Below are 12,931 nucleotides of genomic sequence, written 5' to 3' on the forward strand. Positions count from 1 at the left end.
ACCGGCTATTTCGCCCAACTGTCGCGTAAGGTCACGGTACGGTTAAACACCAGTTTTTCCGGCGTGCTGTCGGCATAGTCCAGGCAAAAATAGCCGGTGCGCTCAAATTGATAACGGGTATCCGGCGTGGCATTGACCAGGCTGGCTTCCACTCGGCAATCAGTCAACACTTCCAGCGAATTGGGATTGATGCCATCCAGTAAGTTATCCAAAGTGTCCGGGTTGGGATGGCTGAACAAGCGGTCGTATAAACGCAGTTCGGCGGGCAGGGCGTGTTGTTCAGAAACCCAATGGATTACGCCTTTTACTTTGCGGCCTTCCGGGTTTTTGCCTAAGGTGGCCGGATCGTAGCTGCAACGCAGTTCGATGATATTGCCGGCGTCGTCTTTAATCGCCTCCTCGCATTTGATCACGTAAGAACCGCGCAAGCGCACTTCACCGCCCGGCACCAAACGTTTGAAGTCTTTAGGCGGGTTTTCCATGAAATCGTCTTGTTCGATCAAAATGGTTTTGGAAAAACTGACTTCGCGGCTACCCATTTCCGGTTTTTGCGGATGGTTGGCGATTTGGTAGGTTTCGGTTTTGCCGTCTTCCCAGTTGCTGATGACGACTTTTAACGGCCTTAATACGGCCATTGCCCGAGGTGCGCGTTCGTTCAAGTCTTCGCGGATGCAGTTTTCCAGTACGCCCATTTCGATCCAGGAGTCATTTTTGGTGACGCCGATGCGTTCGCAGAAATCGCGAATCGCTTCCGGGGTAAAACCCGCCCGGCGCAGGCCGGAAATAGTCGGCATGCGCGGATCGTCCCAGCCATTGACGTGCTTTTCGGTGACCAGTTGCAGCAGTTTACGCTTGCTGACGATGGTGTATTCCAATTGTAGGCGGGCGAACTCAATTTGTTGAGGATGGCAAGGGGTTTGCAACTTGTCCAGCACCCAGTCGTACAGCGGGCGGTGATCTTCAAACTCCAAAGTACAAATCGAGTGGGTAATGCCTTCCAAAGCGTCGGAAATGCAATGCGTGTAGTCGTACATCGGATATACACACCAAGCGTCGCCGGTACGTTGGTGATGGACGCGGCGAATGCGGTAGATGGTCGGGTCGCGCATATTAATGTTGGGCGAGGCCATATCGATTTTGGCGCGCAGCACATATTGGCCGTCGGCGAACTCGCCGGCGCGCATGCGGGTAAACAAATCCAGGTTTTCTTCGATGCAGCGGCTACGGTCCGGGCTTTCTTTACCGGGTTCGGTCAAGGTACCGCGGTCGGCGCGCATTTGTTCCGGAGTCGAGCTGTCCACATAGGCATCGCCTTGTTTAATCAACTGTACCGCATAGTCGTAGAGTTGCTCGAAATAGTCGGAGGCGTGATATTTTCCGGCCCATTTAAATCCTAACCATTGCACGTCGCGTTCGATGGCTTCCATATATTCGACGCTTTCTTTTTCCGGGTTGGTGTCGTCGAAGCGTAAATTGCAGGTACCGTTGTTTTCGGCGGCAAGGGTGAAATTCAGGCAAATCGATTTGGCGTGGCCGATGTGCAGATAGCCGTTCGGTTCGGGAGGGAAGCGGGTGGCAACTTTGCCGTTGTTTTTGTTGGCGGCCAGATCGGCGGCAATGATGTGTCTAATAAAGTTGGATGATACGGGGCTATCGGAAGCTGACATGTTTGAGTAAATGGCTGTGGTTTTGATGAGTTAGGCGGAGATTTCTGACTTAATCTGCATTTTAACGAGTTTGGTCGGAATTCGTAAAGGCGGCATCGTTAGCTGCTTACGCAGCAAAATTGAAGCAAAATTCAGTGTAACTATCTGTATCAAAAGATTTTTACTAAATTATTAGCACTCTCGTGTTTCGAGTGCTAGAATTCGGTTAACGTTAATTTATTCCGCGGAAACGAGGGTGATATGAACAACAGCTTGGCTTTGCCGATCAATTTATCGGTTGGGACGTTTGATTCTTATTTGAACTTAGTCGCCCAAATGCCCAAACTCAGCGTCGAGCAGGAGCAGGACTTGGCGTTACGTTACCGGGATGAAGGCGACCTGAATGCTGCGCGTGAGCTGGTGATGTCCAATTTGCGCTTCGTGGCGCATGTAGCCAGAGGCTATGCCGGTTACGGTCTGCCTTTGGCGGACATTGTTCAGGAAGGCAATATCGGCTTGATGAAAGCGGTCAAGCGTTTCGACCCCGACATGGGCGTGCGCTTGGTGTCGTTTGCCGTACATTGGATCAAAGCGGAAATTCACGAATATGTGATTAAAAACTGGCGCATCGTTAAAGTTGCTACCACTAAAGCGCAGCGCAAACTGTTTTTTAATCTGCGTAAGTTTAAAAACGACTTGAACTACCTATCGCAAGACGATGCGGAAGCGATTGCAGAGAACCTGGACGTGGACGTCAAAACGGTTTACGAAATGGAACGGCGTTTGGACGGTCGCGATATAGGACTTGAGCCAACGGGCGATGACAGCGAAGATCATGTGCAAGCACCCATCGCTTATCTGGAACAGCATGGTGCCGATCCGGCTTTATTGCTGGAAAATAGCGACTGGGAAGACCGTAAGGAAGAATTGCTGATGGACGCCATGGCTGGCTTGGACGACAGAAGCCGCGATATTCTGGCTAGCCGCTGGCTGGTGGAAGAAAAAGCCACTTTGCACGAATTGGCGGATCGTTATCAAGTGTCGGCCGAGCGTATCAGACAGCTTGAACAAAACGCCATGAAAAAGCTGAAAGCAGCGGTAATATTGGCAGCGCGTATTGCCTCATAGAAAAAGGTAACCGAAGTATCAGAGTCGTTGCCTCACATTAGAGGTAACCTGGACTTGTGAAAAAATGAGTTTCAATTGTTGCTCAATGGCGGCCTTAAGAGCAAATGGATTGAGTTTGGCATGATGTTCCTGGAGAGTCTGTTTGGTGGTTTCCGGAATGTCAGGATGATTGATCACCCGTTGGTAAGGGGTTTGCGGGGCATGGTATTTTTTCACGACTTTGGCGCCGTCTCGGTGTTTTTTCCGCAGTTTCAGACTGGGACAGAAATGATTCTGCAAAGGGCACCAAAGCGTGCTGTAGACCGCGTTCATCAACGGCACCAGCGCGGCATTATCCAGCCGGTCGTAGCCGAATAATTGCCTGGCGTGAGTCCAGTTTTTCTGCTCGACGTGGGCATTGTCGTTTTTCTTGTAAGGCCTGGAGCGGGTAAACGCCGGCTTTTGCGGGTGGTCGATGAAATAGCGAACCAGGTGATGATTGAGAAATTCAGAACCATTGTCGCAATCGAAGCCTTTCAAAGGGAATGGCAACAGGTTCTCGATGGCCTGAATCTGTTCCAGGATACCTTGCGAGCCTTTATTCCAGGTGGCCCGGCATTCGGTCCAGCCGGTGACAATGTCCGTCATCGTCAGGCTCCAGACGAAATCGCCGGCCAGCGAATTGCCACAGTGAGCGACAGTATCGGCTTCGACAAAACCGGGCTGGGTTTCGTCCCAATGATGAGTGCGAATGGGAATTTGGGTTTTCAACAGCGAGCCAGGCTTGGTGCCGGACAAGCCCTTGGGATGCTGGACGCGCAAGGGCTTGAGCAAGCGATCCAAGGTCGCCGCCGACACCTTGAGCAAGTCGGCGCGCACGCCATCCGCCAAGGGGCCGTATTGATCTTCGTAATGAGGCAGCCAGATCGGTATCGCGGCTTTCAGGCGCTTGCCGCACAGTTGATCGCTAGCAAACCAGATGCGCTTCAATGGCTCCAGCAACACCTCGGCTTGATATTTCCGCTTGGGGCCGGGCCGTTTGCTAGGCGAAGCGGTTGGCTTGGCTTTTCGATTCAGCAAACGGATCGCGTACTTACGGGCGTAGCCGCAGACTTCGCAAAACTCGTTTAGGATCGTTTGTTTCGTGGCCCTATCGCTTTGTCGATAGCGCTTTTGGATAGCCTGTAAATAGGCTCGTCGTTCGTGTTTTCCCATGGTGGTAACCCGCTTGATTTCGGTTACACACAATGTGAGGCAACGACCCGTTTTTAATGACCCCTTGGGTTACTTTTAATTTGAGGCAATTCGCAGCGTAAAAAATAGTTTGGCATTTCTGCAAAAATCAGTATAATGACGCTTTCTTTGCCGGGGTGGTGAAACTGGTAGACGCGCCGGATTCAAAATCCGGTTCCGAAAGGAGTGTCGGTTCGATTCCGACCCTCGGTACCACCTACTCTTCCAGAGTAGTCCAAAGAAATTTAAAAACCCGCTAGCCGAAAGGCTTAGCGGGTTTTTTATTTTTAAGCGATGCATTTTCGCGCCAAGGTTCTTCACGAGGTATTGATATGCCTTTCTCCCGTTCTAAGCAAACCGATTCCACCCGAAAAATATCGACCTTAAAGGCGTTATGGCCATTTATCCGTCCCTATCGTGCCAGAATGCTTCTGGCTTTTTGCTTGTTGTGCCTTGGCTCGGCAACAATTTTGTTAGTGCCTTTGGCATTCCGCGACCTGATCGATTTTGGTTTTGGGCAGCGACAGACTGAGCAAGGGGGTTTGTTGGGTTCGCTGAGCATGGATGGACACTTTCTTGCTCTTTTTGGCTTAGCCTGCCTATGGGCTGTGACGATAGCGGCACGTTACTACACTGTGAGCTGGGTCGGCGAACGGGTGACGGCGGATTTGCGCGGCGCGGTTTACCAGCGTGTATTAGCACAGTCTCCGCAGTTTTTCGAGACCTTACAAACCGGGGAAGTACTATCACGACTGACCGGCGATACCACGCTGATCCAGACTGTGGTAGGCAGTTCGATATCCATGGGTCTGCGCAGTTTATTCCAGTTTGTCGGCGGCATGATCATGCTGGCGGTGACCAGCTTGCATCTGTTTTCGCTGATATTGGGGTTGATGATCTTGCTGACCTTACCGATTTTGGCCATGGGCCGGAAAGTAAAAAAGCTGTCGCGGGAATCGCAGGATAAGATTGCCGATGCCTCGGCGTTGGCGGGCGAGATCCTCAATGCTGTACCTACCGTCCAAGCGTATACTCAGGAGCGCCGCGAAGCGAACCGCTTCAAAGAGCGCGCTGAAATCAGTTTCCGCACCGCCGTCCGCCGCAGCCGGTTTCGTTCCGCGTTGACGGTTATCGTCATCACGGCCGTGATGGGTTCCATCATTTTCGTGCTTTGGATAGGCGCCAACCAGGTCAACGCCGGTATTATGACCGGTGGGCAACTGGCTTCTTTTGTACTTTACGCCACGCTGGTGTCCAGTGGGGTCAGTACCATAGCCGAAGTCTGGGGCGATGTGATGCGAGCGACCGGCGCAACCGGGCGCTTGCTGGAACTGCTGCATGCCGAACCGGCGATAGTCGATGCTTTTGCTCCCCAGTCTTTGGTTGATGGCGACAAAGCAGAAATTCAATTTCAAGACGTCAGCTTCAGCTATCCTTCGCGCTTACAATCCGCCGCCCTGGATAGGGTTGATCTGAGCATAGCCGCAGGAGAAAGTGTTGCCTTTATCGGTCCGTCCGGTGCCGGCAAGACCACACTGTTCCAATTATTATTGCGTTTTTACGATGTCACCCACGGCACCATCCGCCTAAACGGTCAGGATATTCGTCACCTGTCCTTGCAGGAACTACGCAGCAAAATTGCCATAGTGCCGCAAGACGCGGTGATATTCTCGACCTCCGCACTGGAGAATATCCGCTACGGCCGACCCGATGCCAGCGATGCGGAAGTCATTGCGGCGGGGCAATTGGCGCAGGTAGCGGAATTCATCGACCGCTTGCCTGACGGTTACCAAACGTTTCTCGGCGAGCGCGGTACGCGCCTGTCCGGCGGCCAACGCCAGCGTATCGCCATCGCCCGGGCTATTCTGAAAAACGCCCCCCTGTTGTTACTGGACGAGGCCACCAGCGCGCTGGATGCGGAGTCAGAAGTATTGGTGCAACAGGGTTTGAATGCGGCGATGCGAGGACGCACCACCTTGATTATCGCGCACCGTTTGGCAACCGTTAATAAAGTCAGCCGCATCGTGGTGTTAGATCAAGGACGCATCGTCGAAACCGGCTCGCCAGATGATTTACGAAAACAAAGCGGACTGTATGCCAGATTGGCAAACTTACAGTTTGACGTGCAATAAGCTCGGATAGCGCCGCAACCTGACGCGACCGAGTGGCTGGCTTGTCGGTGGCGCAAGACGTATTGAGATAAACTCCGCTTTTTCAATTTATACTGTCTGCGGAGAACGGATTCTATGTTCGAAGTTATCGCCACCAGCCAAGTCCAGTCATGTACCACAAAGTATTAAAATTTATCCAAGACGATATCTGGCTGCTGCACGAGCAAGATCTGCCGTATGTTCAAGAAAAACTAATCAAGTATCTAAAAATCGTTATTTTGTCCTTGCAAAGTTTCGGTCTCGATCTTTGTCAGCTACGCGCCTCCGCTTTGACCTTGTACAGCATTTTGTCGATAGTGCCGGTTATCGCCATGTTGTTCGGGATTGCCAAGGGCTTTGGCTTTGAAACTATGCTGGAGCAAGAACTGTTGCAGCGTATGCCGGAGCGAGATGCTTTGGTGGTGCAACTAATCGGCTTTGCCAAAAATCTTCTGGAAAGCGCTAAAGGCGAAGTGGTGGCCGGAATAGGGATTGTCGTGCTGTTTTGGACCATTATCAGCTTGATAGGCAATATCGAAGAGTCGTTTAACTACATCTGGAAAATCGGCAAGAGCCGGTCCTTGGGACGCAAATTTAGCGATTATTTATCCCTGATGCTGTTGGCGCCGGTATTGCTGATCGCTGCCAGCAGTATCACTGTGTTTGTTAGTACGCAGATAACCTGGTTTATTACCGTCATTCAATTGCCGGCGTTCGCCAGCTGGCTGGTGGTTAAGGCGCTGAGTTTGTCGCCGGTATTGTTGATGACTGCCTTGTTTTCCTTTACGTTTATTTTTATGCCTAACCATAAAATAAGCTTTCACGCAGGCATTCTCGCCGGCGTGGTGACGGGCGTTAGTTACCATCTGTTGCAATGGGCGTATTTGAGCTTGCAGATCGGCGTGTCGAGTTATAACGCCATTTACGGTAGTTTTGCGGCCTTACCCTTATTTGTGGTTTGGCTGCAAAGCTGTTGGATGATTGTATTATTCGGCTGCGAGATGGCGTTTTATACCCAAAACTATCAAACCTATCGCAACAACAACCGCTTTGCTCACTTAAGTTTTGCGTTGAAAAAGCTGGTGGCCCTGCAAGTCATGCATCTCATAGTCAAAAACTTTGGCCAGCTGCAAGCGCCTTTAAGCGCCGCCGAGATTGCCGGCAAGCTGGCTATACCCATCGCGATTGTTCAGGATGTGCTGGCGAAATTATTGCTTAGCCACCTGCTGGCCGAACTGAAAGAACCTGATGGTAGCGACGAGGTCTATCTGCCGGCTGTAGACATTCATATCCTGACCATCAGCTTTGTGATCAACGCACTGGAGCAATGCGGGCAAAACCAATTGCCGGAAAGCAACCAGCAGCCGCTGCTGATCGACGCGGTCGAAAGCTTCAAGAGTCTGATAGAAGCATCCGAGCGTAATCAGCTGCTAAAAGACATTTGAAAGAGTCGGTAGAATTGAGTGCTGAGAATTTTAATTTGAAAGCCAATGCAACATTTAGCGCAAGTTGCAAAGCAAGCGGAATCGTTGCATGACTGGCTTTCAGTCTTTAAGCTTCGTACAATTTCAGTTGCGTTGAGCGAGCGCTTCTTGATGCTGAGCAGGATTGCTAATTTTGAGGTAGTTGCTGCGTCGTTTAAAAAGATAGGGGAAATTGCCCCCAAAAAAAGCCTCTTGTGTAACAGGGTTGTTTAGCAAACTCTGTTACACAAGAGGCTTTTTCAAAAAAAATTATTGTTATTCAATAATTTATAAGTTGGCGGAGAAAGAGGGATTCGAACCCTCGATACGTTGCCGTATACACACTTTCCAGGCGTGCGCCTTCGACCGCTCGGCCATCTCTCCACTCTATCTAACTGATTTATATTAACTTTATTTGAATCAGTCGATTTTGACTACCCTCAAGAACAGCTTGTTTTCTGCTATAAATTTATCGCATTGTGTAGCAGGTTTGTGTAGCGTAACTTCCTGTTTTTAGGCGACTTTCTTGGTATGCGCAATGAAGTTGTGGAGCAGCAGAAAAGTATGCCAACGTAAAATGTACGTGTTGATAATTCTGAAAAATATTGTTACTTTTCAAGGCAATTACGTTATATCGTTGCAATTTTACAGTTTAACAAGTATAGTAGACTCAGGCCGAATTCAATCGGTCCTGTGCTGGAGTTTAAGGAAAGGGGCCAGTCCTTCTATAATCCTTTATCAGATTCACCATTTTTATCAGAATTAAAAACAATACCTTGTTTATCGTCATACATGATGCTTGGTACATCAATGGAATCAAAACAATATTTGAAAGAGTGATAAGATCTATCCGCTTTTGTTGCTTTTTCAATAAAGCTTAACAGGCTGGTGAAAAACTCGAAAAGCCAAGTAAGCTAAGGCATAGATGAGCCGCCAACTGTTAAAATAGGCTACCTAAATTTGGAGCCTTTCAATGCGCGGACACGATGCTATCCAAAACAACTGGTTCAGCTACATCAACCTGGAAGACCGCATTCCCAAGCAGCATCCGTTGCGCCGTTTACGGCTGTTGGTCGATGGCGTACTGGCCTCGATGGATGCCGTCTTTGCCGCGCGTTACTCGCACACTGGCCGTCCCTCGATTGCCCCCGAAAAACTGCTGCGCGCCTTGCTGTTACAAGTCCTGTATACGGTCCGTAGCGAGCGTCAGTTGATGGAACAACTGGACTACAACCTGTTGTTTCGCTGGTTTGTTGGTTTGGGTATCGACGATGCTGTCTGGGAGCGCAGCGTGTTCAGCGCCAACCGCGAACGCCTGCTGTCCGAAGCCCTGAGTCGCGAATTTTTTGAGCGGGTACTGGCCATAGCCGAATGGCAAAATCTGGTGTCCGACGAACACTTCAGCGTCGACGGTAGCCTCATTGAAGCCTGGGCCTCGCATAAAAGCTTCGTTAAAAAAGACGGCAGCGGCCCGGACAAACCCGCCGGCCGCAATCCCGAGGTCGACTTCAGCGGCGAAAAGCGCAGCAACGCCACCCACCACAGTACGACCGATCCCGAAGCCCGGCTTTACAAGAAAGGCGAATACACCGAGGCCAAACTGCGTTACATCACCCATGCCTTGTCCGAGAATCGCAACGGCCTGATTGTCGATGTCGAAACCACTCAAGCCACCGGCACCGCCGAAATCGAAGCCGCGCAAAACATGATCAAACGCCGCGTGCCCCAAGGCGGCAGCGTCGGTGCCGACAAAGGCTACGACCAAGCGGCGTTCGTCAACGGACTCGAGTCCCGTGACATCAAAGCCCATGTGGCCCGCAAAAAGACCGGCAGTGCCGTCGATGGCCGCACCGCGCGCGGCAAAGGTTACGCCCAAAGTCTCAAGCGCCGCAAAATCGTCGAAGAAGCCTTTGGCTGGGTCAAAACGGTCGGCGGCCTGCGCAAAACTCGTCACATCGGCTTAGCCAAAGTCGCGGGTCAGGCCTTGTTTTGCTTTGCCGCCTACAACCTGACGCGCATGCTCAACCTATTGGTGTTCACGCCGAAACCGGCGTGGAGTGCACCCGCCTAGGGTGAAGTTCGCCTGAAAACCGTCCACAGACGGCTTCAGGCGAATAAAAAGCCCTTGAAACCGGGGCAAAACGCTTGAAACTCGATGTCATGACCGATTTCAACTCGAAAAAATCACTTACATCGTGGGTAAGGGGAAATATCGGCGGGTTTTTCACCAGCCTGTTAATACTTGGCTCATCTTAAGATGCAGGAGAGTTGCTGTTCACTTATTATCTTACAGCGCTCCATTTTTGACGAACATCAATTTTCACCTGGAATATTTTCATTAAAAAACAATGACATAGGCTGTTTTCTGTTGGCCGTTTTTTTCTCTGCCAATCACGCCAACAATAATTTTCACACTTTATCCAGATTCATTAATGCATGGTTGCTGGCAATACTGTACGTACGCTTACAGAGTGTGTATCCATTTATTGGCGCTTTGCATTAGAGATTTGTTTGGCAAATCACCATATTTTTTTATAATCGATTGGATGACAGGCTTTACACGATTATCGTTAGTTTTAAACAGCATTAACACGACGACAGCCTCATCAGGCTTTATTCGATACAAATAGTATTTGCCTTCATTTATGCCCTGAACATAGGACATGAGATTGAAGTTTAGGCTTTTTGATAATTGGAACAGTTGGGAAGGGGTAGTGATCGCTTCAAAAGTCTCAGTGCTTGTCACTGGAGGCGGCGGAAACGAAGCAGATGCTCTGTAAGCTGATTCTAGCGGCTTGTCGTAGTTTAGCAGCTCATTTTGAGCTTTCGCGTCCTGTAGAGCATTCTGCAACGTTTTTAGAGCAGATAAAGACTCGCAGCTCTGCATCTGTTCTTGAATGTTGACAGCTGGCAAAACGGGCCTTTGTGCTAGTGCCTGTATCGACTTTACTGTTCGAAGAAGTTCATCGTAATTATTAGATGTCCAGTTGCGCCATACTCCCAGCCCTTCGAGGTGGGGATATTTCAATAGGAAATGCACTTGATGATCGAAGATAATGTCGTGCGTAGCGTTGAGCTGGTGGTAGTCTAGCTCAGAGAATAGGTGATCTATTAGATCGAATTGAAATTGACCAAAGTTGTCAGCAGAGAATTTTGTCAGTGTCGATATTGCCGCCTGATTAGCGGGAAGGTGACATGCATGCATCATCTCAACCGCACCTTTGTTGCAGACATTTATTAGCTGCTGCTCTGTCCAAAGTTCAGCTTTCGCCTGTCTATAGCATTTCCAGAATAGCGTCCAATTATTTCCCATGGTCTTGACTAGGGATTTATGGCGGCTCAAACATACGAGCATTCCAAAGCTGTCAGCACGATAGCGTTTCGACGTTGATAATAAATGTGCTGGTATTCCAAGGTAATGTATAGCAGTGTCATCAGCCAACATCTCAGGAATTGGAAAATAAAGGCTTTCAAAGGGATTGGTGTGTCGTTCTTCAATGCCATCTACAAAGCAAAGCCACCAGCTAAGACCTGCTGGATGGTGCCAGCCAGTCAAGACCAGTTTGCTATCGATATTGAGTAAACGCTTCAGGTCAAGATGAAGCTCTTGACGGTTTGGATGCCAGATAATTGGATCAGTAATGCTGGTCATGATTCTACCGGCCTAAGTGAGTTGACTGCTGTCGAGTTGAACAACAGCAGTCAACTGAAGAATGAAACGTGGCTATTATGATGCTTGGTCTTTTACCTCCAGCTCTTCCAGCGTATGACCACCGTTTTTTAGCAAGTCACGCAGCCACGAGGGCTTTTGCCCAGGCTTAGCTTGCCATACAAGGTTTTTATCCTGTGGATGTCGATATGTTTTTGGCTGTGTTGTTTCTTTCTTTTTTGGTAAACGGATGAAAATTTTTATCCCTGCCTCCTTGGCTATTTGCTGCAATTTTTCGACGGCGCTATCTCGCATAACGCTCTGTTTTTCCAGTAGAATCTTTTGAGTAGATTCGAATAATGCTTGCAATTCTGAAATGGATTTGTCTTCAAGTTTCGCGCTCATAATTTATTCTCCAAAGTTATTGATTACGCTTCATCGTCATCTTCGAACGCAGACGCAACAACATCTGAGTCATCTCCGGTTATCGAAAACTCTTCAAAGCACTCTGGATGTTGAGATAGGCAAGTCGCAATATGTCGAACTGTTTTGCCTAACTCCACGTTTGCTTTGTCAGCTTTTCGAGTCGCCAGCATTTCGAGATAAAGCTCAGTCGATTGCATAAGTCCTAGCACTAAGGCCTCAACAGGTTTCACAATAGATAAATCTTGATTGTCATCAGCTATAGCCATGACTTTTCTCCATATTCGAGTAAAGTAATATCCCAATGCGACAGGCACACAAAAGCTAACCACGTGATTAGTAATCACAGCCGTCGTAGCGATAGTAACGGGTCTATTTGGGGGATGAGATGCTGTCTGGGAACTCTCGAAAAAGAGCAGACAGTGAAAACATCCTATATGAATCAATAGCTTAAGTCAATGGTGTCTGGTTTTTATGATGAGGCGTAGCAAAGGCCATAAGCATTGCCAACTATATTGATAAAGCGTTACCAACAATATCTATGCGTTCACCACCAAAAACCTTTTCGTCTATTGCAGAGCGAAATGATATTACGCCATTACTTGAAGGTTTAGCATAACCATAGCCTTTGAGCCATAAATGCTCATATAATAACTTTCCATATTCTGGAATAGTACTTGCGTCTTTTACAGGTATATAAATATGAAAACCTTTGGATTTTGTGGGTTCAGTTCCTTTAACGTGTACTCCTGCAGAAGCAGACCCTCTAATCATCATGGCCACTTTTTCTATCTCAGGATCGATAGAACTTAAAACAGATATTAGTTCTTTGGCCGTGAATTGTTGTCCATAGTCATCAGGATCATGATCTATCATGAGTATTCCTGGAAGCTGACGATATTCGAAAAACTTTTTTGTTTTGGATAAAACATTGTCAGTAGGTATTTCTTCTCCATCCACAACAATATTTACTTTATCAGGGAAGCTTGTGTCATGCAGACCATAACCAAATGTTTGGCGAGTTGTTGCTTTATTTAAAGCATTTTCAAAATCATAAAATTTCATTTTGATACGTTTTGCTACACCTTTGTATAACGATTTAGTTAGTTCTTTTTTTATTTCACCATTTTCAATCCAAAATATTTTTGTAACTGGATTTTGGTCGCTTGTATATTTTGTAAAATAAATATAATCTGACATTTTGTTTTCCTAACTAAAAATCGCATGCTAGTTAAATATTAGCATTTTCAAAATTATTGA

Annotated in this window: 11 protein-coding genes and 2 tRNA genes; 6 read left to right on the top strand and 7 right to left on the bottom strand. The window is 48.3% G+C overall.

The window, feature by feature from the left end; all coding sequences use genetic code 11:
* Window positions 1-5: 5 nt before the first annotated feature.
* Window positions 6-1,667, bottom strand: coding sequence for a glutamine--tRNA ligase/YqeY domain fusion protein (locus JWZ98_RS08895; RefSeq protein ID WP_205454011.1), 1,662 nt, complete (start codon window positions 1,665-1,667; stop codon window positions 6-8).
* A gap of 240 nt (window positions 1,668-1,907) precedes the next feature.
* On the opposite strand from JWZ98_RS08895, the gene rpoH reads away from it, so the two are divergent.
* Window positions 1,908-2,774, top strand: a complete 867-nt coding sequence (rpoH, locus tag JWZ98_RS08900) for an RNA polymerase sigma factor RpoH (RefSeq protein ID WP_205454012.1) — start codon at window positions 1,908-1,910, stop codon at window positions 2,772-2,774.
* A gap of 18 nt (window positions 2,775-2,792) precedes the next feature.
* Here rpoH and JWZ98_RS08905 read toward each other — a convergent pair whose 3' ends face one another.
* On the bottom strand, window positions 2,793-3,968 hold the full coding sequence (locus tag JWZ98_RS08905; RefSeq protein WP_205454013.1) for an integrase: 1,176 nt from the start codon (window positions 3,966-3,968) through the stop codon (window positions 2,793-2,795).
* A 149-nt stretch (window positions 3,969-4,117) separates the two neighbouring features.
* Here JWZ98_RS08905 and JWZ98_RS08910 point away from each other — a divergent pair.
* From JWZ98_RS08910 to JWZ98_RS08925, 4 genes are all read left to right on the top strand, one after another.
* Window positions 4,118-4,202, top strand: a tRNA-Leu gene (locus tag JWZ98_RS08910).
* A gap of 116 nt (window positions 4,203-4,318) precedes the next feature.
* The gene (locus JWZ98_RS08915) at window positions 4,319-6,118 is read left to right on the top strand and encodes an ABC transporter transmembrane domain-containing protein (RefSeq protein ID WP_240348283.1); all 1,800 of its coding nucleotides are present in this window, start codon (window positions 4,319-4,321) and stop codon (window positions 6,116-6,118) included.
* 149 nt (window positions 6,119-6,267) lie between these two features.
* Window positions 6,268-7,581 (top strand): YihY/virulence factor BrkB family protein, encoded by a 1,314-nt coding sequence (locus tag JWZ98_RS08920; protein WP_205454014.1) that lies wholly within the window; start codon window positions 6,268-6,270, stop codon window positions 7,579-7,581.
* A 45-nt stretch (window positions 7,582-7,626) separates the two neighbouring features.
* On the top strand, window positions 7,627-7,833 hold the full coding sequence (locus tag JWZ98_RS08925; protein ID WP_205454015.1) for a hypothetical protein: 207 nt from the start codon (window positions 7,627-7,629) through the stop codon (window positions 7,831-7,833).
* 62 nt (window positions 7,834-7,895) lie between these two features.
* On the opposite strand, the gene JWZ98_RS08930 is transcribed toward JWZ98_RS08925, so the two are convergent.
* Window positions 7,896-7,983 (bottom strand) — tRNA-Ser (locus JWZ98_RS08930).
* Between the two features lie 589 nt (window positions 7,984-8,572).
* Between JWZ98_RS08930 and JWZ98_RS08935 the strand changes: the two genes are divergently transcribed.
* A complete protein-coding gene (locus JWZ98_RS08935; RefSeq protein WP_205450272.1) occupies window positions 8,573-9,670 on the top strand; it encodes an IS5 family transposase in 1,098 nt (365 codons plus the stop codon).
* Between the two features lie 393 nt (window positions 9,671-10,063).
* Here JWZ98_RS08935 and JWZ98_RS08940 read toward each other — a convergent pair whose 3' ends face one another.
* From JWZ98_RS08940 to JWZ98_RS08955, 4 genes are all read right to left on the bottom strand, one after another.
* Window positions 10,064-11,251, bottom strand: a complete 1,188-nt coding sequence (locus JWZ98_RS08940; RefSeq protein WP_205454016.1) for a hypothetical protein — start codon at window positions 11,249-11,251, stop codon at window positions 10,064-10,066.
* Window positions 11,252-11,326: 75 nt separating this feature from the next.
* Entirely contained in the window at window positions 11,327-11,653 is a 327-nt protein-coding gene (locus JWZ98_RS08945) for an H-NS family nucleoid-associated regulatory protein (protein ID WP_205454017.1), read from the bottom strand.
* Between the two features lie 23 nt (window positions 11,654-11,676).
* Complete coding sequence (locus tag JWZ98_RS08950) at window positions 11,677-11,940, bottom strand: hypothetical protein (RefSeq protein ID WP_205454018.1); 264 nt, start codon at window positions 11,938-11,940, stop codon at window positions 11,677-11,679.
* A 241-nt stretch (window positions 11,941-12,181) separates the two neighbouring features.
* Window positions 12,182-12,871 (bottom strand): hypothetical protein, encoded by a 690-nt coding sequence (locus JWZ98_RS08955; protein ID WP_205454019.1) that lies wholly within the window; start codon window positions 12,869-12,871, stop codon window positions 12,182-12,184.
* Between the last annotated feature and the right edge of the window lie 60 nt (window positions 12,872-12,931).

It is taken from the genome of Methylomonas sp. EFPC1, from assembly GCF_016925515.1.
Lineage (GTDB): Bacteria > Pseudomonadota > Gammaproteobacteria > Methylococcales > Methylomonadaceae > Methylomonas > Methylomonas defluvii.